This window comes from Trichocoleus sp. DQ-A2 (assembly GCF_039961915.1).
Lineage (GTDB): Bacteria > Cyanobacteriota > Cyanobacteriia > Cyanobacteriales > FACHB-T130 > FACHB-T130.
In genome coordinates this window covers 84,909-107,471 of sequence record NZ_JAMPKD010000015.1, presented here as the reverse complement: position 1 = coordinate 107,471, position 22,563 = coordinate 84,909, and the positions used below count along the sequence as shown (strand labels likewise).

The 22,563-nt window shown below is 48.7% G+C and carries 19 protein-coding genes and 1 pseudogene; 7 read left to right on the top strand and 13 right to left on the bottom strand.

Going from position 1 to position 22,563, the window contains the following annotated elements:
• The first annotated feature begins 21 nt into the window (after positions 1-21).
• A complete protein-coding gene (locus NC997_RS16615) occupies positions 22-1,287 on the top strand; it encodes a glycosyltransferase family 4 protein (protein WP_190526287.1) in 1,266 nt (421 codons plus the stop codon).
• Here NC997_RS16615 and NC997_RS16610 read toward each other — a convergent pair.
• The 6 genes from NC997_RS16610 to NC997_RS16585 form a co-directional block, all read right to left on the bottom strand.
• Positions 1,248-2,468, bottom strand: a complete 1,221-nt coding sequence (locus tag NC997_RS16610) for a glycosyltransferase (RefSeq protein ID WP_190526285.1) — start codon at positions 2,466-2,468, stop codon at positions 1,248-1,250. The two genes, NC997_RS16615 and NC997_RS16610, sit on opposite strands and share 40 nt — an antisense overlap.
• Positions 2,469-2,758: 290 nt before the next feature.
• Positions 2,759-3,487 (bottom strand): PP2C family serine/threonine-protein phosphatase, encoded by a 729-nt coding sequence (locus NC997_RS16605; RefSeq protein ID WP_190414405.1) that lies wholly within the window; start codon positions 3,485-3,487, stop codon positions 2,759-2,761.
• A gap of 39 nt (positions 3,488-3,526) precedes the next feature.
• The gene (locus NC997_RS16600; protein WP_190526367.1) at positions 3,527-5,284 is read right to left on the bottom strand and encodes an AarF/UbiB family protein; all 1,758 of its coding nucleotides are present in this window, start codon (positions 5,282-5,284) and stop codon (positions 3,527-3,529) included.
• Positions 5,285-5,424: 140 nt separating this feature from the next.
• Entirely contained in the window at positions 5,425-5,751 is a 327-nt protein-coding gene (locus tag NC997_RS16595) for a DUF6825 family protein (protein WP_190526283.1), read from the bottom strand.
• A 69-nt stretch (positions 5,752-5,820) separates the two neighbouring features.
• On the bottom strand, positions 5,821-7,269 hold the full coding sequence (locus NC997_RS16590) for a serine/threonine-protein kinase (protein WP_190526280.1): 1,449 nt from the start codon (positions 7,267-7,269) through the stop codon (positions 5,821-5,823).
• Positions 7,270-7,408: 139 nt separating this feature from the next.
• Positions 7,409-10,144 (bottom strand): CBS domain-containing protein, encoded by a 2,736-nt coding sequence (locus NC997_RS16585; RefSeq protein ID WP_190526364.1) that lies wholly within the window; start codon positions 10,142-10,144, stop codon positions 7,409-7,411.
• Positions 10,145-10,302: 158 nt separating this feature from the next.
• On the opposite strand from NC997_RS16585, the gene psbZ reads away from it, so the two are divergent.
• Positions 10,303-10,491 (top strand): photosystem II reaction center protein PsbZ, encoded by a 189-nt coding sequence (gene psbZ, locus NC997_RS16580; RefSeq protein ID WP_190414408.1) that lies wholly within the window; start codon positions 10,303-10,305, stop codon positions 10,489-10,491.
• A 125-nt stretch (positions 10,492-10,616) separates the two neighbouring features.
• Positions 10,617-11,090 (top strand): annotated as a pseudogene (ribH, locus tag NC997_RS16575) (6,7-dimethyl-8-ribityllumazine synthase); the annotation flags it as partial.
• 272 nt (positions 11,091-11,362) lie between these two features.
• Here the strand turns inward: ribH and serS are convergent.
• A complete protein-coding gene (gene serS / locus NC997_RS16570) occupies positions 11,363-12,655 on the bottom strand; it encodes a serine--tRNA ligase (protein WP_190526276.1) in 1,293 nt (430 codons plus the stop codon).
• A 135-nt stretch (positions 12,656-12,790) separates the two neighbouring features.
• Complete coding sequence (locus NC997_RS16565) at positions 12,791-13,384, bottom strand: DUF3611 family protein (protein ID WP_190427300.1); 594 nt, start codon at positions 13,382-13,384, stop codon at positions 12,791-12,793.
• Positions 13,385-13,520: 136 nt separating this feature from the next.
• On the opposite strand from NC997_RS16565, the gene NC997_RS16560 reads away from it, so the two are divergent.
• From NC997_RS16560 to NC997_RS16550, 3 genes are all read left to right on the top strand, one after another.
• Complete coding sequence (locus NC997_RS16560) at positions 13,521-14,114, top strand: hypothetical protein (protein WP_242031324.1); 594 nt, start codon at positions 13,521-13,523, stop codon at positions 14,112-14,114.
• Positions 14,115-14,302: 188 nt separating this feature from the next.
• A complete protein-coding gene (locus tag NC997_RS16555; protein WP_190414485.1) occupies positions 14,303-14,656 on the top strand; it encodes a PadR family transcriptional regulator in 354 nt (117 codons plus the stop codon).
• A gap of 100 nt (positions 14,657-14,756) precedes the next feature.
• The gene (locus tag NC997_RS16550; protein WP_190433355.1) at positions 14,757-15,290 is read left to right on the top strand and encodes a cofactor assembly of complex C subunit B; all 534 of its coding nucleotides are present in this window, start codon (positions 14,757-14,759) and stop codon (positions 15,288-15,290) included.
• 164 nt (positions 15,291-15,454) lie between these two features.
• Here NC997_RS16550 and NC997_RS16545 read toward each other — a convergent pair whose 3' ends face one another.
• Entirely contained in the window at positions 15,455-15,775 is a 321-nt protein-coding gene (locus NC997_RS16545) for a DUF3155 domain-containing protein (RefSeq protein WP_190414413.1), read from the bottom strand.
• A 444-nt stretch (positions 15,776-16,219) separates the two neighbouring features.
• On the opposite strand from NC997_RS16545, the gene NC997_RS16540 reads away from it, so the two are divergent.
• Entirely contained in the window at positions 16,220-17,719 is a 1,500-nt protein-coding gene (locus tag NC997_RS16540; protein WP_199306115.1) for an ATP-binding protein, read from the top strand.
• A 154-nt stretch (positions 17,720-17,873) separates the two neighbouring features.
• Here NC997_RS16540 and NC997_RS16535 read toward each other — a convergent pair whose 3' ends face one another.
• The 4 genes from NC997_RS16535 to NC997_RS16520 all read right to left on the bottom strand — a co-directional run bounded on the left by NC997_RS16535 (position 17,874) and on the right by NC997_RS16520 (position 22,534).
• Positions 17,874-18,869: a transposase gene (locus NC997_RS16535; protein WP_190526272.1), complete on the bottom strand. Its 996-nt coding sequence runs from the start codon at positions 18,867-18,869 to the stop codon at positions 17,874-17,876.
• 197 nt (positions 18,870-19,066) lie between these two features.
• Positions 19,067-20,317, bottom strand: a complete 1,251-nt coding sequence (locus tag NC997_RS16530) for an S-layer homology domain-containing protein (RefSeq protein WP_190414415.1) — start codon at positions 20,315-20,317, stop codon at positions 19,067-19,069.
• Between the two features lie 336 nt (positions 20,318-20,653).
• Positions 20,654-21,076, bottom strand: coding sequence for a TerB family tellurite resistance protein (locus tag NC997_RS16525; protein WP_190414416.1), 423 nt, complete (start codon positions 21,074-21,076; stop codon positions 20,654-20,656).
• 72 nt (positions 21,077-21,148) lie between these two features.
• Positions 21,149-22,534, bottom strand: coding sequence for a 16S rRNA (cytosine(967)-C(5))-methyltransferase (locus NC997_RS16520; RefSeq protein WP_190526271.1), 1,386 nt, complete (start codon positions 22,532-22,534; stop codon positions 21,149-21,151).
• Positions 22,535-22,563 lie beyond the last annotated feature (29 nt).

Below are 22,563 nucleotides of genomic sequence, written 5' to 3'. Positions count from 1 at the left end.
AATTGAGTCATAGTTTAGTTGATGAACGATTCTAGAATAGTTTACGTTTCTTTTGATACCGTACCAGCGCCCAAGGGAGCCGCAATTCATATTTCTGCTTTTACTCAAGCTTTGGCAGATGCTTTTGGCGACATTCAGCTAGTGACAGTTTCCCCGACAGCCTACGCAGTAAATCAGAGGGAATCACCCCATGTTATCCAATCCATGTTACCTGCGCTAGGAGATACGTTAATTAATCGAGTGCTTTATTTTCGCACGATGCTGGGCAATTGGTGGCAGAATCAGTGGTTTGAGACAGTGCATATCCGTTCTATTTATGAAGGATTTCCCATTGCCCTGAGCAAAGAAAAATTATGTAAGTATTTAATTTTTGAAGTTAATGGATTGCCATCCATTGAACTCAAATATCGCTATCCAGCAGTGGCAGAAGATCGGGAATTATTGCACAAATTAAAGGCACAAGAAAAAATTTGTTTAGAAGCATCAGATTTAATTTTAACGCCTAGTTCCGTAACCAGAGACTATCTCCAAACAAGAGGAGTTCCTGGATCAAAAATCCGCGTCATTCCCAATGGAGTTGATTTAGATATATTTACTTATCGTCTTTCAAAGTTTAGGGATGTCGAGTATCCAAATCTTCCCTATCAGGACAAGGAAACGCCACCCCTACAGATTGAAAATGATTCAATAAAGACTCAGCCTCGATTTCAGGTGTTATATTTTGGGACATTTTCCCCTTGGCAAGGGATTAATCTTGCTGTTGAAGCACTGGCACTTGCTGACCGGGATTTTCCTACTCAATTAACAGTCATTGGACAAGGTCGCGACTTTCAGATTTTAGCCTTAAAACAGCTAGCTTTAAAACTAGGAGTAGCAGAGTCTCTCACGATTTTAGACCCTGTATCGCAAGCGGAACTCGTCCAAAAAATTCATGCATCTGATGTAATTTTGGCTCCGTTGACGCCCAATGACCGAAATCTGGTTCAGGGTTGTTGTCCTTTAAAGATTTTGGAAGGAATGGCGACAGGTACGCCGGTGATTGCTAGCGATTTACCAGTAGCGAGAGAATTGGGTGAGGATGGGGTGCATTTTCTGCTCGTGAAACCGGGTTCTGCAAAGGCAATTAAAGATGCTTTACTCAGGTTGAAAACAGAACCAGAATTGGCAAGAAATTTGGCGAGGAATGCCCGTCAGCAGATCGAAAATTATTACACGTGGAAACACGCGGGTGATGCTTTGGTGGCAGCTTATGAGGAAATTGGGATTAAACGATCGATAACAGTCTGAAGCCGCTGATTTTCATGTTTTAGAGAAAATTCAGCGAGAATGCGATCGCGCCCTGCCATCCCAATCTGACGCCTAGCACTTGGCTCTAAATCTAAACACTCCAGCACCGCCTCACCCAGTCGATGTAACTGGGAACGAGGAAGCAAAAATCCACTTTTTCCATGCTCAATGATCTCTGGAATCCCACCCGCATCGCTAGCAATACAGCAACAACCACAGGCGATCGCTTCTAGCAGCGCATTCGGCATTCCCTCCCATACCGACGGTTGCAGATACACATCACACAGCCGCAGATGCCCCGCTACCGCCGCAGGACTCGCTAAATGTCCGGTGACAATAACCCGCTTGGCGTTTTCTGGATGCTGAGTCGCATAGAGTTGTAGTGCCGCTTCTTGGGACGCCCGCACTTCCCCGATAATTAACAAACAGGCAGGACGTTGGGCGCGGACTGTGGTTAAGGCATTCAGAAGAAACTGCTGCCCCTTCTTTTCTCGTAATTCCCCGGAAAATCCCAGTACCGCTTCATCAGGAGCAATGCCTAAAGATGCTCTCAGAAGGGATGATTCATGAGTTGCACCAATAATGGGGGGCGAAAATACCCGCTCGTTGACGCCATTTTTCAAAACCATCACATCATCCCCCTGGGCGAGTAGCTGAATCTTTCGGGCCATATCAGCACTCACCGCCGTAATCAAACCGGCATTTAACAACGTCCATTGCAGTCGCGCAAAATCCCCCGGTGGAAACATGGCTCGATCGATATCATTCCCACGGGCGCTTACCGTGCTGGGAAGGCCATTTGTCGCTGCAAACCAAGTAGCTAAGAACCCACTGGGGAAGACATAGTGCCCCCAAACAGCATCGTACCCACGGCACTGATGCAGCCAGTCGAGGACGTTAAGCGTATGGGGCATCGTCATATCCCAGTGGCGATATAGCCCCACCCGATAGACTTTGAGATGTTTGATAGTTTGGAAATCTTGACTTTCAGCGTGCCCGGTTGCTCCCCCTCTGGCAACATCTGAACTCCGGACTTCTCCCGGTTGCAAGTAACGACTCCACGCCACCACGTCTACTTCAATACCCAACTGGCAGAGGGCAGCGGCGATGCGTCCGGCGCTACTCGCTAACCCACCAATATCTGGGGGAAACCGTTCCGTGAGAAAAAGAAGACGTCTCAAGGGACTATAAAGGATTGCTACTAGGACTGTTTAAAGTCTAAAGTCTAAAATGCGATCGCTCAGTTGTGAATCTGATTCCCTTAACGTTTTGTCTAACCTAGAGGGATTTCGTTTAATTCAGGAAAAATTTGAAAAACCCAGGATCTTATTCCCTTTCTGCGAACGAGTTATTCAGCGCTCAACGGAATGAGACAGCTAATCCCCATTGGCGGGGATTAGGGGCAGGGAGCCGCAGGCGATGGTGGCGTGAGTTTTTTAAGGACGGGGAATCACCTGACCGCTATTCCTGCTCAGTCGCCCCCCTCAATCGCTACCAGCACCACTGTAATATTGTCTCTGCCCCCTTTATCTTTAGCGGACTCGACAAGGGCGTCGGCTGCCTTTTCCAAGGAAGTAACCTTGAGGTGAGTTGCAATCAACTGATCCGAGAGTTCTTCTGTAAGTCCATCGCTACACAGCAGCAGTCTGTCGCCTGCTTGCACATCCAGCGGTTGGATCTCAATCAGACGCAAATCTTTACGACCCAGACACTGAGACAATACGTGACGCCACGGGTGCATTTTAGCTTGTTCGGAAGTCAGCTCCCCGGCTTTCATCGCCCGTGCCACCCAAGTATGATCCTCAGTGATTTGCTCTAGAGTTGCCCCTCGCATTCGATAAAGGCGAGAGTCCCCCACATGAGCGACCCAAGGCTGCTGTTGGCGAAACATCACTACAACGCCTGTCGTGCCCATATCTGAGCGTTCTGGATGATTCGCTTGATCTTGTAAAATCGCCTGATTTGCATCCAAGAAGGCTTTTTCTAATAACGCTGGGCAAGTCTCGTCGGAATGCCAATGCTCATCTAGATAGGTGTAGATAGCCTGAGTGGCGATTTGGCTTGCCTCCTGGCCTCCTGCATGTCCTCCCATGCCATCAGCAACTATAAAAAATCGCCCATCAGGGTCGATATGGTAGTCATCTTGGTTGACGGAACGAAGAAGTCCCGCATCAGAGAGGCCCGTGGAGCGAGGAATCATATATTGTCTGCTGGCAACAGCAACTTTACTTTACCCGAATCAAAACATCCGATCAAATCGGTCGAGGCGCATGAGCAAGCGAATGAGGACAAAAGCTAGGGCAGATGCCCCCAGAGCAACCACGACTGCCAGCGCAACATAACCCTGAACAAAGAGGATAGTGGCTGATAGGGTGAAAGCACTGATGAGCAGAGTATAGTTAGTTCCCAACTGAATGCTACTCATCCGCCGGAGAATGCGATCGCTCTCAATAGAGCGCACTCGAATTCGCAGGTCGCCCTGCTCTAATTTCTCAATCGTATCCTCAATCCGCCTGGGCAAACTCAAAGCCGTACTGCTAACTTGAGCCGCTTGCCGTCCTAATTCATTCAAGAAGCTACTACTACTATTACTGCCATTACTATCTGCCATAAGCTGCATTGCAAAGGGTTTTGCAACCTCCATAAAGTTAAATTCCGGGTCTAAGCCTTTTCCAACCCCTTCTAAAGTTGAGAAGGCTCGCATCACAAAGGTAAAAGTCGCCGGAAACCGAAAAGGTTGGTCGTAAGCAATTTCATAAAGGTCTTCACTAATCTGACTCACCGATTGGTTTTCAAACGGCTTGTCCATAAAGTGATCCAGCATATACTGAATCGATCGCCGTACGGGTCCCATATCATCAACCGCTGCCAGCGCTCCCATTTCGACGAGCGAATGCATCACTCGGTCGCCATCTTTTTGGGCAATGCCAAACAGCGTTTCCATTAGTTGCTCGCGAATGTTGGACTTAATCCGCCCCATCATGCCGAAATCATAGAAAATTAGGGCACCTTCGGGACTGACTGCGATATTGCCAGGATGCGGGTCGGCGTGGAAGAAGCCATCGTTGAGCAATTGTTGCAGGTAAGCTTTAGCACCCAGATGAGCCAGTTCCTTTCGATCTAGCCCTGCTGCTTCTAGCGCTTCATAGTGACTAATTTTGATGCCCGGAATGTACTCAAGAGTGACAACCCGTGGCGACGTATATCGCCAGTAGACACGCGGCACTTTTACCCAATCATAGGCGCGGAAGTTGCGGCGAAACGTATCGGCATTGCTGCCTTCATTCAGGTAATCAATTTCTTCCCAAAGAATTCGGCTGCACTCCTCATAGATTCCCAGCCAGTCACGACCCCGACCCCAGTCGGGATGGTTTTGAAAGAAACGGGCAATTCCTCTAAGAATTTGCAAATCAACCGTAAACAGCTGCCGCAGTCCGGGTCGTTGTACCTTGACCACGACTTCTTCGCCGCTGTGGAGAGTTGCTTTATGTACCTGTCCCAAGCTAGCAGCCGCCAGGGGAATCGGGTCAAAAGTGCGGTAAAGCTGCGAAACTTTCTTGCTGAAGTCCTTCTCAATCAACACCTCAGCTTGTTCGTAGCTAAAAGCAGGCACTTTGTCTTGCAGCTTAGAAAGTTCCTCCACATACTCCACAGGGAATAAATCGGCACGGGTGGAGAACAGCTGCCCAACTTTAATAAAAGTCGGCCCTAGGTCTAAGAACGTCTCTCGAATCCAAATCGCTTGTGCTCTGCGTCTGTGGGCTTGTTTTTCCTCTGTAACTCCGCCCGGATAGCTCCAAGATTTGTTGTAGCGCCAGAGCTTAAACAATAAGGTTAAAACAAACCCCCAAATATCTACGAAGCGCCGTTGATGGGAGTAACGTTCGCGGTTCCACCGATAAGCCTTATCCTTACGGGCTTTATCAGCGGCACGCTGGGCACTCGGCGTGCTAGCCGCGTATCGCTTCAGTTTAGAGTCATTAGGATAGGCTGACACTCGGATTCCTAAGTCTGTTTTTTCAAGTAGTTGGCGCGATCGCAGTTGAGTGCGTGAGTTTTGGATAACTAACAACTCACAACTGAACTTTTAACTGAATTCCCCCTCAGCACGCGAACAGAGCGCTGCGCTCTCAGAATTTATACTGAGCTGCTGCGATAGCGTTGTAATTCGGCGCGAAAGCGAGCGACTTCTGCCCGAAGTTCATCAATCGTCGCTTGCAAATCTGTTGTTTGGGTGCCTTGAGGCACAATGCTGGTAGTGGTTCGCCCCCGCATCACCGTTTCAGCTTGGGTGTTAGAGCGTTCGGCTACTCGTGAGGTGAAGTGCCGCAAAGACTCTCGTTGTTCAGCATCAAATTTGCCGAGTTCTGAGAGAGCATTGGTGACGGCGTTTTCTACCTGTTCATTGAGAGCTTCTGCAACCGCTCTGCCGACAAAAAAGGCATGAACTACAGGATTTGTCATGAAAAAATCTATTTGTGCGTCCGAAACAAATTATAACTTGCTTGCTCTCGATACTACATACAGCCTAGGTTACAGCTTAGGCTTTGGCAGTGTACCTGAGGAAGGTGGTACGGGTGCGACAACAGCAGCGGGGGGTGATAGCAGGTTAGCGTTGGACATGGGATCGGGGGTGTCTGAGATGGGCCAGTCGTCGCGGGGTGGAAAGGATTGTTCGGTATGCAGGATAGAAGATCCCGGTCCCATTGCTCCGTTCAAGCGAACTGCCAAGCCGAATCCAGCACCCGTACAGGTAGCGATCGCAGCGGTCATCATCAACCCTCTGCCTAGTGTCAGTTTGGGAAACTTTAAGTTTTGTAAGCTAGGAAGGTTCGCTGACGAGCCAAGCTTTGTAGAGACGCGATTCATCGCCTCTGGAATCTTGAAACTCTCTAGCGAGATTTTCAGTTTGGCAAAGGCAATCGGGAAGTTTGCTCGTATCGCTGTTTTGAGTTTTTTCGGGGCAGCACTCACTTTGGCTAGCTGAGTTTTGTAGGGGCGGGTTTTGCCCGGTCGCTTCACATCCTGACTAAGATTCCAGTTCACTCCGCTAGCAAGCGATATCTTCGGTTTCGTGTTGCTGGCTGGTTGCGGCTTTTGGGGGGCAGGCTGAGATTTGGGGATTACAGGGCGACGAGCCGTTTGGGTCGCGCGGGGAGCCTGTGGAGCCTTACTAGCTGGCAACAGGGAGAGCCAATCTTCTACTTTTTGGGGACGCTTCTCGGCTTTGATTTCTAAGCCACACAAAATCGCAGCGATCGCAGTCGGGCTGAGTTTGGGTTGAATTTCCCGTAAATTTGGCAGAGGGATGCGATCTCGTAGCGGTGCCGGAACCGGCGGTTGACCTGTCAGCAAGCAATACAAACTTGCTGCTAAAGCATAGACATCTGTCGCTGGGGTGAGTTTTTCCTGGGAAAAATATTGTTCGATTGGCGCATATCCGGGATTTAGTAAACTGGCTTGGGTTTGCGTCACTCCCGCCGTCAATTCAGCACAAAAACCAACGTCAATCAGCACAACATCATCAGTTCCTTGATGCCGGATGATGTTTTGGGGTTTGACATCTCGGTGCAGTAACCCTGTCTTGTGGATAACCGTTAAGGCACTGCCAATTTGACGAATATAGCCAAGGGCTTGGGCTTCTGGCAAAATCTGACCCGCTGGCAGCGATTCAGCCAGCGTCTGCCCCGGTATGAACTCCATGACGATGAAACATCGCCGGGATTCCTCAAACAAGTCGAGAACCCGAACCAGGTGAGGATGCTTGCAGCGAGCAAGGCGACGTGCCTGGGTGAGAAATTGCTGCCCAAACCGCTCAAAATCAGGATGAGTCCGCAGACTGTCGTTGAGGGTTTTGATGACGACCGCTTTCCCCGACTGAGTATGAGTCGCCCGGTAGGTGATCCCAAAGATACCTTGACCCAGTGGGGCGTCGAGGACGTATTTGCCGTTCTTCAGGACTGCTCCAGCCGTTAAGTTCATTAAAGATTTGTTACAGTTTTCCCAACTATGCTACCGTCTTGGTACGAATTTTGAGTCCCAGGAGGGAGGGAAGCGGCGGTTGATTACCGGGCTTGCTTAGGGCGGGTGTTTCCGCTCCTGGATTTGACTCTTAGCCGCTTCAAAGTGGATAATACTCTGCCAAAAATTTTTCAGCATCAGCGCGATCGCGGATTTCTCCATCCAGCGTTGCTGCCAACAGACGATCTAACATGGGTTTGAATTCACGCCCCGGTTTGTAGCCGAGGGCTTTCAAATCATTGCCGTTTAATATCGGTTGAATATTCGCCCAGATAGTGAGATATCGCCAAATTAGCCGCCGAATCAGACGCGAATTTTTGACAGCAATCAAAATCAACGTAGGCAATTCGTACCGTCTCAGCAACACGACAATTTGACTCGGTCGGTGACATTCGGGCAAAAATTTCACCACATCCGCTCGATCCCGATCGAGTTGATCTAATCGTTCGATACTGTCTGTCGGTAATTGAAGATTGATTGCCACTTTCGCGCGATATTCGCCAGCGAGGTAGGCAATTAAAATTTCTAGCCGCATCTGCCAATGATCGAGGGTTTTCTGAGGATCAAATCGGCGCAGACACCGATCTAGTAAACGCACCTGCTTCCATAATGGCTCATCTAACTCTAGCGTGGGATGGAGGCACCGCAACGCCCCCAGATCGGCAAGTAACTGCAACGCGGGTTTCCAGTAGGGCGCTTGGAGGATGTATTTGAGTTCTGCTTTCAGCCGTGTTTGTAGCGCTGGGGCTTTGCTATTTTCAGAGAGCGATCGCTCGTAAATTCCACTCTCTAGCGCATAGCGGATATATCCTTCCGTCTGTGGCTCAATCTGAAATCCCAGGCGCACTGCAAACCGCACGGCGCGATAAATGCGCGTCGGATCTTCGATAAAGCTATTGGCATGGAGGACGCGGATTTGGCGCGATCGCAAATCTAGCATTCCGCCAAAGAAATCTAATAATTCACCCGCGCGGGGTGGCGTCAGTCGCATCGCCAAGGCGTTAATAGTGAAATCTCGCCGATACAAATCTTGGCGAATCGAACTTGCTTCGACTTCTGGATTCGCCGCTGGGTAAGGATAAAACTCAGTTCGAGCCGTCGCAATATCTACCCAAAGAGAGTCTAAAACTGGGTCATTGTGCCACAGTAGCGCGGCTGTTTGAAATTGACCGTGAACTTCCAGACGAGCATTTGGATAGGTTTGTTGAAGTGCTTTCGCCAGTTCTACTCCAGCACCGACATCCGCCGAACGGTGAAAGCCATCTACTACCAAGTCAATATCTGAAAGCATCAAGGTTTCATGGAGATTGGCGAGCAGTAAATCCCGCACCCCTCCGCCGACCAAATAGAGATGCCAGCCGCGTTGTTCTGCCTGCTGGGAGGCTCTAGTGAGGAATTCCCACAAGGGAGGAGCAAGGCGATCGCGCAAAATATCGGTTAGGGTTTGATGAGCATTTGGAATTGATAATCGGGAATTGGGAAGGGGATTTTTTCTCTCGTCATCTGTAACATATCCTCCATTCCCTCTTCCCTGATGCAGCTGCCGTAAGACATCGGTGCGCGTCACCATTCCGACAAGTTGCCCATCTTGCAATACTGGCAACCGCCCGATATCGTAAGTCACCATAATCGATTCAATCTCTGGCAAGGACGTATCCGGGGTAATCGTCTTTAGATTGTTAGCCATGTAGCCTTTTACCGGCGCATGACTAAAGCCATGATGCAATGCCAGATCGATATCCCGCCGGGAAACAATCCCCACCAGTTGGTCTTCGGAACTCACGACCGAAAGACCAGAATGCCCATAACGTAATAAAATTCTCTGGGCTTGCTCAATAGTCGTGTCCGGGCGAATTGTTCGCACTGGCGATGACATCAGTTCCCGAGCTTTCAGCGGCTGGGGAATTTGATGTTTTAGCTGACTGACGAGCTGCTCCAGGGTTGCCTGGGAATCGACGCCGCGAAGTGTCACCGACGCTGCCTGGGAATGCCCCCCGCCACCCAGCGGTTGAAATAATTCATTGAGATTGGTGCCTTCAATGCGCGATCGCCCAATGACCGTAAATCGCTCTTCACCTCCATCCCCCACTGGATACGCCGTAGCGAGTAGCAAAGCATCGCTTTCGCCCAGATCCAGAAGTCGAGTCGCAAGCGTTGACAAGCCGGGAACGTAGTCAGAGGTTTTGAGCAGCACCCAAGAAACGGTATAGCCGCACGTTGTCGCTCTTTGTAAATGGTCCAGCGCTTCTGTCAAGAGTTCCTGCAATTGAGGCGATAAACCCGGCTCAATATAATCGGCAATTAAGCGCAAGCTTGCCCCCTGTTCCATTAACCAAGCCAACGCGATCGCATCTCTTGCCGTCGCCCCTTCATAAGTTAACGATCCTGTATCCACATGAATTCCCAACGCCATCACGGTTGCCTCAGAAGGTGTCAACTGGATGCCTTCTTGCTGGAGTTGTTCGGCAATCAGAGTCGTAGTTGCTCCGACAGGCTCAACTTGGGTGCGGGTAGCGGGAATATCTCCGTCCCCGTCTGGGTGATGGTCGTAGACGACAACTTCCCATAAATCCGGTAAATCCAGCCATTCAGACGCCTTTCCCACGCGATCGCGTTTTTGAGTATCCACAACGGCAATCGACCGAATCTGCTCTGGGTTCACAGCGCGACGCTCAATCAGCGCATACTCATCTCGGTGCAACGCCAAAAAATCCCGCACCGCTGGATGGCAACCGCCGGTCAGCACGACCCTAGATCCCGGCTGGAGACGGGTTAGCCCCACCGCTGCACCCAAGGTGTCAAAGTCCGCTGTTGTATGGCACAAAATCACATTCATCATTATGAGTCCTTAGTCATTAGTCCTTTGCCCATGACCCATAACCAATGACCCATGACGAATGACCAATGAGTGTCGATTTTTGATACGGTACTACTGTATAGAATTGCGGCTGAACTATTTCTATCCAGCCCATTGCTGTCTTGGGAGAAGAGAAAATGACAATTTTATTTCAGTTGGTACTAGGTGCTTTAGTCTTTTTATCATTCGTCATGGTCATTGGGGTTCCAGTTGCCTATGCCACTCCTCAGAACTGGGATCAGTCTAAGCGCCTCCTTCTTTTAGGATCTGGAGTTTGGATTGCTCTGGTATTTCTGACAGGTGCCCTAAGCTATTTGGTAGTTTAAGGATAGTCAGAGTCAGTCATCGGTCAGGGTTCGATGGTCATCAGTCCACTGCACCCGACTCAGGACTAAAGACAAATGACTGATGACTCAAAACAACTGACAAAAAGCTTCTTATATCTAAAATCATGGCAGTTTTCGAGGGAACGTTTACTCAGACTCAACCCCTACGGTTTGCGATCGTCATCGGTCGCTTCAACGATTTGGTGACGACTAAACTATTGGAGGGGTGTCAAGATTGTCTGAAACGCCACGGCATTGATGTCAATCCTCAAGGCACTCAAGTGGACTATGCTTGGGTTCCTGGGAGTTTTGAGGTGCCTTTGGTGGCTCACCAGTTGGCACTCACGCGCCGATATGATGCTGTAATTTGCCTGGGTGCAGTCATTCGGGGTCAAACTCCCCATTTTGATTATGTCTCCTCGGAAGTCTCCAAGGGGATTGCCAATGCTGGGTTTCAAACGGGTGTGCCGATCATTTTTGGCATTTTGACAGTAGATACGATGCAACAAGCCTTGGAAAGAGCTGGCATCAAGAGTAACAACGGCTGGGGCTATGCGATGAATGCTCTTGAGATGGCAAGCTTGATGCAGCAGCTCAAAGGGAATGCCGGTGGCGCATCCTACGGTAACAATGCGGTTCATACAGTGACTACTCAAGCACTGCCAGTTTCGCCGAACCTGGCGATTTCTCCAGAGTCAGCAGTTGAGCGCAACGCATCTGATTCTCTTTGATCGTTGCACTGTGAGTCGGGTGCGCTGAGAGCTAGGGCGGGGTTTTCCCGCCCAGAGCTGCGAATTTAGGCCGCGAATTTAGAAAGATTGATCTCTCGTCTTTCATGCCACCCTTTGGGAAGGGCAAAGCCGGACATCCTTCATTTTTGCCCTAGCACTTCTCGTCCTAGGTAAGGTTGCAGCGCTTCGGGTATCTTGATGGTGCCATCTGGTTGTTGATAGTTCTCCAGAATCGCTGCCATTGTGCGCCCGATTGCTAATCCGGAACCATTCAACGTGTGGACAAATTGGGTTCCTTTTTTTCCAGCTTCTTTGAAACGAATGCTGCCGCGTCGAGCCTGAAAATCCATGAAGTTAGAGCAGCTAGAAATCTCGCGGTATTTCTCAGCAGACGGCAGCCATACCTCTAGGTCATAGCACTTTGCTGCCCCAAACCCTAAATCCCCAGTGCATAACTCAAGGACGCGATAAGGCAACTTCAACGCCTGTAAAATTGCCTCGGCATTTTGTACCAGCGATTCATGCTCTGCGGGTGAATCGTTGGGATGGACAAGTTTCACCAACTCGACTTTATTAAACTGGTGCAGTCGAATTAGCCCCCGCGTATCTCGTCCGTAGCTACCCGCTTCCCGACGAAAACAGGGAGTATAGGCGCAGTGATAGATAGGCAGCTGCGACGCCTCTAAGATTTCATCCCGATAGAGATTCGTCACCGGCACTTCAGCAGTGGGAGCTAGCCACAAATCATCTTGAGCACATTTAAAGCTTTCGTCGGCAAATTTGGGCAGCTGACTTGTGGCGGTAAGCGATTCGCTGTTGATCAGAAAGGGGGGAATGACTTCTACATATCCAGCCGCGATTTGCCGGTCGAGCATGAAGCTAATTAAAGCTCTTTCTAAGGCAGCACCAGCACCAATTAGTGTGACAAAACGACTTTGTGCAACTTTCGCAGAGCGCTCAAAGTTGAGAATTCCTAGTTGTTCGCCGATTTCCCAGTGGGGAAGAACTTCGGAATTTTTAGGTAAGTATTGATCCCCCCAACGGCGGACTTCTACATTCTCTTCTTCAGTTTTACCAATCGGTGTGGACTCACTGGGTAAGTTAGGAAACGATAACAAGAGCGCTTCTAACTCGGCTTTCAGGGTTCTTTCCTGGGGTTCAAGTTCGGCAATCTGGTTTTTGATTTGGTTGCCTTCTTCCCGCAATGCTTGGATTTCTGAGCCGTTGGGATCGCTACCCGATTTAATTTTTTGACCAACTAATTTGCCGATTTCGTTCCCACGAGCTTGGAGCTGACTTCGCTTTGCTTCTAGTTCTCGTTGCTGCTGGTCGCGCTGCAAAATCGGCTGTATGTCATATTGCCCGATCCCGCGACGATTCAGGCGCTCTTGTACACCTTCTGAATTTTCCCGTATCTGCTTGAGGTCTAGCACAGATTTTTTCCAGCTTTTTTTGCCAATTAATCAGGATACACTGCGATCGCGCGATCGCGATGATACAGCCGAGAGTCTGTATGCGCTCTCAGCCTTCTTTACTTGCTGATGCCGCAATTCGACCCTTTGCCTCCATTACTGTCGGTTGATGCGACTATACAACCACAAGGAAACAACAATCCCGGCAAAATGAGCGGTAATTGTATGTGTATTCGCCAGCACCACAAAAATATCTAAAGGTTGAATCAACCGATTAATAAATTGGGGATCGTAGATGGCTACCCCACCTTGAGCCTGAGCCAGCGACTTTGCCAGCAGAGTGCCGGTAATCGCTTCTGCGCCCAGAACTGCTAATAATAATCCCCCTAAACTAACGAGTAATCCAAACCTTAAAACTTTAATCGTATCTGCCTTTTTCGGGCGGAGGTTGGGATTAGGATCTTTTAGCTGTATGCCCAAACGGGTGTAACGCCAAGCTTGATAAACACTGAAATACAGCACTAAAAGACCGCAAACTGCAAAAAAGATACTGCCACCCGTCCCTGGGCTAGCAGCGGCAGCGCCACTGGCACGCGGCTGGGCGGCGGGGATGGCAAACAAGAAAATTATGCTCGAAACAACGGCTAGGACTAACTGAACCCAGAAGCCAGCCCAGCCAGCGATCCGAAAAGAGCCAGCGATTCGCTGTAGAGCTGAAGGAACGGGAGATGAATCGAACTGTTCTCGCATAAATTGATTTTAAATCGGTTTAATTCCGGATTTATCTATAAACAGAGCGTTTTGTTGAACAAGTAATGCAATCCCAAATTTATACGGTAATCTTCCTAACCACCAGTTTGAGGCAATGGGGCAGCAAAATTCAAAGATGTTTAACCTCTGGAGAACTTTTAACCCAATGGAGCCGTCTTTCTTTCGAGAGCAGGCTTCTAATTTACTTGGCTTTGATGACGGCCTGCCATTTCCAGAGCAGCCCTCTCGAAGTGGAAGCAGCATGATGAAATTCCTGCAACCAAATCTCAGGAAGCATTTACTCTCCGTCGCTTATGCAGTTGCTTTGGTAGGTAGTTTGGCAGCCTATCAAAGGACGGTGATACCGAAACCGCTTTCGGTAGCGCAAAAACATTGGGCAGCGATCGCTACGGAAAACCCGGAGCGTACAATCACCCAATACAGTAACAATGCCATTTTAATGCGCTCCTATGGCGCTCTGGACGAAGTTTACCAGGGTAAATCCATCTACCCAGCCTGGGAAGAATTCTTCTCGAAGTACAAAATTCAAGATTTCCAGGTTGTTAAACAACAGCAACGCGATCGCGCTGTCGAAGCAGTCATCACGATCTACGCCAAGTCCAAGTACGGAACCCCTGTTGTTCTGTCGCTTTCCTACCAGGTGCAATTTGATAAGGATGGCAAAATCATCCGTGAAGTCTGGCAGGCCAACCCAGAATTGAGTGTCTAAAATTGATGGTATCGTTCTGTCATTTTGCTAGCTGACATCATGCGCTGCTTTCGATCGTTCGCGGTCTTAATACAGCAGTGATAGCAGCCTTGTTTGGGGTGTGTTTTCTGATTGATAAAGGCATCGTTAGTTTGGGGAAACCGATCCTAATCCAATTTCTTTGGCTGGGAGTTCAGTGAATTATGCAGATGAAATTTGAGGATATTTATCAGTTTTTTCAAGACCCACCTCCCACTTATCTCAACAAGGAACTAGCGGTGTGTTATGTCCTTTCAGTTTTGATGAGTGGAGAATCCTATGGGACAGAACTCATCGGGCGACTAGAGAGTGAATATCCTACCTATCGGCTTTCTGATACCGTCTTATACAGCGCCTTAAAATTTCTGGAAGACCAAGCCGCTATCACGGGGTATTGGAAAAAAGTGGAAGGGAGAGGAAGACCTCGTCGAATGTATCAAATTCGCCCAGAGTGTCTGGAACAGGCTCATGACCTGGCTCGCCTTTGGGATGAATACACAATGAGAGAATCTCAAGCCATCTGAGCCAATCCCAAAGAAGGTCTCTTGCGATAGGCTATAGGTTATAGGCGATCTTGTATCTCTTGGACAAGAGCCTATTTTCCATTGCCCTATCTAGAAATTCGTGAATACGACAATTCTCTCTTCAACATTTCTGCTAACACTGTTGTTAGCAGTCGGTCTATTTTTCTTTATCCGAGCCTCCGCTAAAGATCGAACGCAACAAGTGAAACTGATTGCGGAGCAACCAGAAGAATCAATCTTAATTCAATTGCAACAATATTTCGATCGGCGTGCTTACCGGATTGCGGCGGTGGATGCAAAGCAAAATCAAGTTACATTTCAAGGCTTTGTCCGCCCCAGCTGGTTTTTGGCAATTTTTCTGAGCTTGTTAGCTTTTTGTGGCTTTCTTTGTTTGGCGCTGGTTTTAGCAATCCTATTTCCCCAATTCGCTAAAATTTTTCTAGGTTTGGTTCTCCTTTCACCAGCCGCTGGCGTTTTTTACTGGAAAAAAGCTGGACGCAGCGAACAAGTTTCCCTGAAGGTGGAAACATTTGCAGGTGTCGAAAAAGAGACCAGAAGTTTAATAACTGTCATCGCCCATCGTGATGAATTGGCTCAATTGCAACAGGAACTGCAATTAAAGCCTTGCGAATGACAACTCTCTGGCTAAAAATCTTAAAAAATTCTAAAACCTGGTCAGTTTGTGAATCCAAAAGAATTTTAATTATGAGGAAAAATTCAAAATTCCTCCTATAAAACAATAGGGGCGGTTCGCGAACCGCCCCTATAACCGAGTTTTCACGTTTAATGCCTAAAACTTCAGCTGCTACGAACAGCGGCGAGGGTAGGCTTTTCCACAGGATTGTCGATTATCCTAAGGCTAGGAAACAGAAAATGATTTTCTTCAACGTATTGGGCACCAAATAGCCCTTTTTCCGCCCAAAAGTACCGATCTGTGGTGTGTTCGTTCCGCTTCACGAGCAGCAAAGCAGGCGGAAGGATTCCTTCGGTTTGAATAAACTTTCGCGCGGCGGTGACTGGTTTATCTTCGCCACTTTCAATACTATACTGAGGGACATGCTCTAAAATTCTACGTCCTTCCTGGCGACGGCGACTTTTCCGCTTGCGTCTTCTAGCCAACCTCCTTACCTCCCCTTTAATTCTGAACAGTTGTAATGATAGATACAAAAACCGTCGCAAGTATATCGGTTTGAGTTCAAAATATCAACCGCTTTTTACCGATTGATACAAACATTACAGACCTCAGAAATTAAAATCAACAGCAGCAGAACGGGCAATAAACGCTATATATGCAAGCTTGTCCAAAATAGAGCCTAGGTATAGCGTATAAAGGGCTATATTTATTCGACCTTGACAAAATTTAGCCAGTTTGGAAGCAGTTTCCTAACCAAACTATCATGAAAGCTCGCTAAAATTTTTGTAATAAAAAGAAACAAAAATGAGGTCTTTGCACGACCTTTGCCGCTTCAGCGCAATTGCGTGTCAGGATCGACAGAAGAAAACCCGATCCGCTGAATGCAATTTTCCTCGCTGTCAAGTACCCAAGTATAAGCGAATGTGTCTATGTCTACCAGTTCAGAATTTATAACTTTGTGCCAATCACAAGTAGCACTATTAACTCAAGGACTGGAAGCTGCCTTGAGTGTTGTGTATTTAACGGAAGAACTGGTAGAGGGCGTCCCAACTAAGCTAAGGCCGGTTGTTGCTTACCCACAGACAGCGGTGGAATGGGAAACGGATGAGATTTCGGCTCTGGGATTTTCCGATCGACCATTGGCATCCATTCCTCGGTTACTGTCAGCGGCATCTCCGGTTCCTCAGGAGTCCGATGCGGTTTCTGAGACGGGTTCAACGGAATCGGCGGCTGAAGTCGAGAAAGCAGAAACGATTGATGAGTTGCAGGCAAAAACGGGGACATCGCCCCTCCAGCGATCGCTCTTCGCCGATGCTGACCTGAGTAGCTCCTCACGCCAAATTGTGGTGCCTTTGTTGCATGAAGGTGTGGTGATGGGGTTGCTGGTGACAGCTCGTGAAGATAGACCTTGGAACCAGCGAGAACGAACCGCGATTGAACGGATTGCCGATACACTGGCGAGCGCTTGTATTCTGGATCGGCGTTCCCAATGGTTTGAGCAGCAACTGAGTCAGCAACGTCATCTCCAGGCTCAACAGCGCGATCTCATGGACGATCTGATACACCAATTTCGCAATCCCATGACCGCCTTACGGACGTTTGGCAAGTTGCTCCTCAGACGATTGGTACCCGGAGATGCGAACCGCGAAGTTGCCAACAGCATCGTGCGTGAAAGCGATCGCTTGCAAGAGTTGCTTCTACAGTTCGATCGGGCAGTGGATATGGACGAAGGAGAGTTAGTGCCTTTGTACGGGCAAATCGCGGATCGCGCTTACGATGCAGTTCCCATGCCGATTGCGCCGTCTTGTCCGCTTCCTCCAAAAGGTGAAGATTTAGGAAATCTCTACTCTCCCTTGGGATTGGAGCCTCAGACAATTCCGACGAGAGCGCTGGCGTTGGAATCCTGCTCGGTGGCGAAAGTTTTGGAACCGCTAGTGGTGACATCCAGCGCGATCGCCCAAGAAAAAAATCTGGCTTTATTAGCAGAAATTCCTCCGAATTTGCCGCCAGTACAAGCCAATGCCAAAGTGCTGCGCGAAGTGTTAAGCAATCTGATTGACAATGCTTTGAAATATACCCCGGCGGGTGGGCAAGTTTACATTCAGGCAGGAAATCGACGACATACTTCTCAAGGAGATTTTCAGGCGATCGCAATTAGCGATACTGGCCCTGGCATTCCCGTGCAAGATAAAGAGCATTTGTTTGAGCGACATTACCGAGGCGTCCAGGCAGAAACTGAGATTCCGGGGAGTGGATTGGGTTTAGCGATCGCGAGAGATTTAGTAGAACAAATGCAGGGCGAAATTGAAGTCATTAGCCCCGCCGAACGCAACTGGCTCGATCGCAGTATTCCCCACACTCAAGGACCCGGAACGACCTTTATTGTCTGGTTACTAACTGAAGCCTTAAAGGGCGAAGATGAAGTTTGATAAGTTGCTCTTCCATTTATTTGTATTAAAGCTGGTAATCGGTAATACGATTACTTATCTGGGGTAATAAGTCTGCATGGTATAGCAATCATCAATGATTCTTGAAGTCGGGCATCTGAACTGCTGGCATCTCACCACTCAAATAGGACAGGAGTTACGCAGTTGGAGCGAGAACGAAACGGGGAGCCGCCAAGTAGGTACGTATGGCATCGCGGACAATCGTTAATTTTGCCTCATACCAACTGATGCCCGTGGCGAACCAATGCAGTTCCAAACGTAGGAACGCACGAATCGCTAAACCGATATGGTTGCGTTGGGCACGGCTGGAACGAACTTGAGCACGTTCGGCTCCACAACACTGCTTGAGTCCCCGATGGTACTCCTCAATTGCCCAGGCGAATTCGGCAAACTGGAGCCGTTGCAGTTCACTTAAGTGGAGGTCATTGGTCGCCCAGTAATCAATGTCACCGTCTGGAGTGGCAATCTTGAAGACTTTGACGAATCCATAGCCTTTGAGGTGAACCACCGTACCAGTGGCGGCAATCTCAACCTCATGGAGCGGGCGGTTCCCGGTGTTGTCTGGGTTAACGTGTCGATTGCGCTTGAGTCGAGTCAACCAAATCCAACCATACTCTCGAATCAACTTGAGGTTGTCCAGGCTGCTGTACCAACTATCAAATACCACGCATTCGGGAGCAAATCCCCGTTCCTTCGCCCGCGTGAGCATGGCACGAAAGTGATCGTTCTTAGTTGCCCCATCAACACTCTTTTCGTAAAACCGATAGTCTAACGGGATGTGACGGTCGCCTTCTGTCCACAACAGGGTTATGAGGTTGATGCCCTGCACGACTCGTCCATGCTTGCCGGACCAGTGCCGTGTCACCAATTCCATCTTCTCGGCATACAGCTTATCAAGAGTGGAATCATCGACTACCAATATCCCCTGCTTCAACTGCACTTGCGACTGTGCTTCTTGCCACAGTTGGTCGCTGGACGGCTCCATCCGATGCAACAACCGAGTAATTGCATCATGGGCAGCAGCATTATCCGATTCCGGTTGCACTCGTTCAGCTTCCGTGCAGGTATATGCCTTCTGCGCAGCGATTAAAAAGTTGATGTAATCGTATTCATTGACCTTGGGTGGGTTCATTCTTTGGTTCTACCGCACCGACCCTTTTTTCTCAACTGCGTAACTCCTGTAGGATTGCGATAAGACGCCATTTAGAATTAAAAACCCGGTTTCTTCTAGAAACCGGGTTTAGAAAATGCTTATTTCTTGGTGCCTATCTGCTTAGAGAATGAAGCGATCGCTAGTCAAACAGAATTGCACGCTTCATTCTGCAAATATTACTGCTCTAGCACTAACTCATCATTTAACCGCAGATTCAGATCCGTATCCGGGTCAATCGCAATCAGATCGACTCTATCCCGACCGAGGAACAGTCCAATGAGTCCACCAATTCCCAGACCACCCAAGACTTCTTCGGTAGCGATCGCTTTGTCACCCGTCACAGCAGAAACCGCAGCAGCAGCAGCAGCACCTAATGCGGCATTCTTGAGGATCCCACCAACGCTAGTACCCTTGGTAACGGATTCGGTTTTGGTAATGGTTTGAGAAGTAGCATCGATAGCCACCCGTTGACCGTTCGTGAAAACCAGTTCCTTCGCCACAAACTGAGAGCCTCCCTGAGCCGGTTGCAGTTCACCGACCACTTGGCTGCCAGAGGGGATTAGCACCGTTCCATCAGATGTGGTGATATTTGCTGCCACCGTTAGCGTCAGCGGTGCCCTTTCGTCCTTTGTAACCAGAATTTTTTCTTTCTCGTACCTAACTGGGATGGTGGTTCCAGCCGGAATCGCGACTGTCGTGTCCTCTGGCGGTGTGTCGTTGAGAGAGACAATATAGGGCGAATTAATTGCCGCTACTTGTCCAGAACTCACCAATGCCTGATAGATGAAAGCTGCTACCTCCGCTCTGGTGGCATTCCGAGTTGGATTCAGCGTCTGGAGAGTCGGATAGTTCACCACAATGCTCTTTTCTGTTGCCGCAGCAATGCTACTGCGAGCATAGGTAGAGATGGAAGAAGCATCGTTATACACTTGCAAATCAGCCGATACGGGATTGCTGGCAGTGTAATTCAAGCCATTCGCCAAGGAAACTAGAACTTGTTCCCGGGGAATATTTTGTGTAGGTCTAAAGACGTTACCGGGATAACCCGACAAAAATCCCATTTCGTAAGCTTCACGGATAGCCGAGTATGCCCAGTAGGTCGATGAAAGATCCACAAAATTAACAGCATTGCGGATTTTATTCTTGTTGAAGGCCTTACGAACCATCGCCGCGAATTGGGCACGAGTCACCGGATCGTTGGGTCGAAACGTACCATCGGGGAACCCGGCAATTACATCACGTTGTGCCAGTTCTTGAATAAAACTAGCAGCCCAGTAGCTTGAGGATACATCACTAAAATTGATAGCTTGAGCAACAGCTGGTGCCGGTGACATAATTGTTTCTACTAGGGGAGCCATCGAACCTGCCGACATTCCCAGCATTAGTAGTAAAGCTGTTCCAGATTTCAAGCGCTTTAAGTTAGACATTGAGAACTTCTCCACTTTTCGCATTCCTTTGATTATTTAGACCTAAGATTACCTGATAGGTTCCTAGAAATTTCAATCTCAACAAATTTATTTACTGCCGTGACAGATTATAGAGATATAGACAGTTTCAGCGGAAAGTTCTGGACTGCCTAAGAAGGAAAGACGCATATTTTGCAAAAATAGTTGCTTGTTGTAGAAAAAATTGGCTTCCGGAGCCTCTAGAAGCCGATCACAATATAGATTGGGAATGCAAAAAAAAGGCACGCTATGCGTAGCGTGCCCTAACTTGTGGAATGATGATGTCAAAATTCGGGTCTTTATCTATTAGTCTTAAAGCTAGTTCTGATGGTCAACCCACCGACGGTAGAGTTTTTGAATCGCTTTGAGGACAGGACTAGGGGCTGACTTCTGAGAGGCACTGTTGGGATCTAGAAGCTGTAATCGAGTTAGGAGTTTAGCTTCCTCAATCGCTACCTCGCCATCGCTATAAATTAAAGCGCTGAGGGCTTCGATGAGGCGCTGGTAATCGTCGGTGCTGGGGCGATCGCCTAAATAATCTTGCACCCAATTGTAGACCTCGCTTGGGCTTACAGCGACGAGTTCATACAACAAAGGCTGAATCTCTGGATCGTCAGCAATGCCCTTTTCCTTCGCCACTCGCTGAAGATATTGCCGTTCCTCTGACTGAATTTTGCCATCAATCCAAGCTGCGCCGATGAGAATTTTAACAAGCTGTTTAACACTAGAATTGGCTACCATTGGCTTTTCCCTTATTTCCCCTAACAGATTAATCCATCAACAGATTTCTGCAACCACAACTACCATAGAGGTTTAGCTATTTTTCTTCTGTAGCCGCACCATAAAGAATCCATCCATTTGATGCCGGTGGGGCCAGACTTCGATCCATCCAGCAGGGGTAGTATAAGCTGCCGCTGGTGAATTGGGGTTGGGGGGCAAAATCTGCCACTGGGGGTAACGCTCTAAAAAGGCGCGAACAACACCTTCATTCTCTAATGGATGCAAGGTACAAGTTGCATAAACCAGAATGCCATTCGGTTTAACCCAGGTAGCCACTCGATCTAATAGTTCGCCTTGCAGAATTGAAAGTTCCTGAACTGTCTGTAGAGTTTGCCGCCAACGGGCGTCAGCATGACGATGCAGCGTCCCCAGTCCAGAGCAGGGGGCATCGAGTAATACCCTATCAGCTTGATTGATAAACTGGGGTAGGTTGCGGCTGTCCCCCTCCTGAATTTGAATCGAGTGCAAACTTAACCTTTTGGCATTTTCTTGCAGTTTCCGGAGACGGGAAGCAGTCTTGTCACACGCCCAAACAGTTCCCCGATCTTCCATCAATTCTGCGATGTGCGTTGTCTTTCCCCCTGGTGCTGCACAGGCATCAATGACTACTTCGCCCGGTTGGGGATCTAGCAGATAACTGACTAGCTGGGCACTACTATCTTGTACCGTCCACCAACCTTCGCTAAAACCAGGTAAATTTTGAATTGCGCCTGTGCCACCAGTTAGCCTCAAAGCTTGGGGTAGATGGGGGACGCGACTCACTGAGATACCCGCAGCTTGCAGTGCTGCCTCAACTTTCTCTATCTCAGCGCGAAGGGGATTTACCCGCAGGTCAATTGCTGGGGTTTGGTTCATCCATTCACACAGATGTTCCGTTTCTTCTAAACCCAGACGTTCTAGCCATACTTCAATAATCCAGTCGGGATAGCTGTGTAAGATGCCTAATCGTTCAACTGGGTTTTTTGGCAGATGTAGCGGGTCAGATTCTAAGTTCTGAACTTCCCCTCCCCGGTTCCCCTGCTTTTTGCCTTCCGCTAGACGAATATACTGTCGCAATAGACCATTGATAAAGCCGGAAAGCCCAGAAAATCCGTTGTCTTTGGCTAATTGCACGGTAGTATTCACAGCTGCCGACACAGGAATTCGGTCTTGATAACGAAGCTGATATAAGCCTAGATGCAGAATTGCGCGGAGGTCTAGGGGTTGTTGGTGGGCTTTCTTTTTACCTAGATGGTCGATGAGTGCATCGAGCGATCGCTGTCTTCTCACACTCCCATAAACTAACTCTGTCACTAAGCGCCGATCGGTAGCACTTAAGTCTGCTTGGCGCAGCAGTCGGTCGAGTGCCACGTCAGCAAAAGCGCCTTTACGGTGGACATCCCGAAGTGCCAGAAATGCTATTTGACGAGGATTTTGCATACTAAATAGTATGCGTTAGCAGATACATT

What these genes read in the sequence shown, in the direction of transcription:
- NC997_RS16615 (WP_190526287.1), top strand. Translation starts at nt 22, where the DNA reads ATGAACGATTCTAGAATAGTTTACGTTTCTTTTGATACCGTACCAGCG.
- NC997_RS16605 (WP_190414405.1), bottom strand. Translation starts at nt 3,487, where the DNA reads ATGATTCCTCGCTCCACGGGCCTCTCTGATGCGGGACTTCTTCGTTCC.
- NC997_RS16595 (WP_190526283.1), bottom strand. Translation starts at nt 5,751, where the DNA reads ATGACAAATCCTGTAGTTCATGCCTTTTTTGTCGGCAGAGCGGTTGCA.
- NC997_RS16590 (WP_190526280.1), bottom strand. Translation starts at nt 7,269, where the DNA reads ATGAACTTAACGGCTGGAGCAGTCCTGAAGAACGGCAAATACGTCCTC.
- NC997_RS16585 (WP_190526364.1), bottom strand. Translation starts at nt 10,144, where the DNA reads ATGAATGTGATTTTGTGCCATACAACAGCGGACTTTGACACCTTGGGT.
- psbZ (WP_190414408.1), top strand. Translation starts at nt 10,303, where the DNA reads ATGACAATTTTATTTCAGTTGGTACTAGGTGCTTTAGTCTTTTTATCA.
- NC997_RS16565 (WP_190427300.1), bottom strand. Translation starts at nt 13,384, where the DNA reads ATGCGAGAACAGTTCGATTCATCTCCCGTTCCTTCAGCTCTACAGCGA.
- NC997_RS16560 (WP_242031324.1), top strand. Translation starts at nt 13,521, where the DNA reads ATGTTTAACCTCTGGAGAACTTTTAACCCAATGGAGCCGTCTTTCTTT.
- NC997_RS16555 (WP_190414485.1), top strand. Translation starts at nt 14,303, where the DNA reads ATGAAATTTGAGGATATTTATCAGTTTTTTCAAGACCCACCTCCCACT.
- NC997_RS16540 (WP_199306115.1), top strand. Translation starts at nt 16,220, where the DNA reads ATGTCTACCAGTTCAGAATTTATAACTTTGTGCCAATCACAAGTAGCA.
- NC997_RS16535 (WP_190526272.1), bottom strand. Translation starts at nt 18,869, where the DNA reads ATGAACCCACCCAAGGTCAATGAATACGATTACATCAACTTTTTAATC.
- NC997_RS16530 (WP_190414415.1), bottom strand. Translation starts at nt 20,317, where the DNA reads ATGTCTAACTTAAAGCGCTTGAAATCTGGAACAGCTTTACTACTAATG.
- NC997_RS16525 (WP_190414416.1), bottom strand. Translation starts at nt 21,076, where the DNA reads ATGGTAGCCAATTCTAGTGTTAAACAGCTTGTTAAAATTCTCATCGGC.
- NC997_RS16520 (WP_190526271.1), bottom strand. Translation starts at nt 22,534, where the DNA reads ATGCAAAATCCTCGTCAAATAGCATTTCTGGCACTTCGGGATGTCCAC.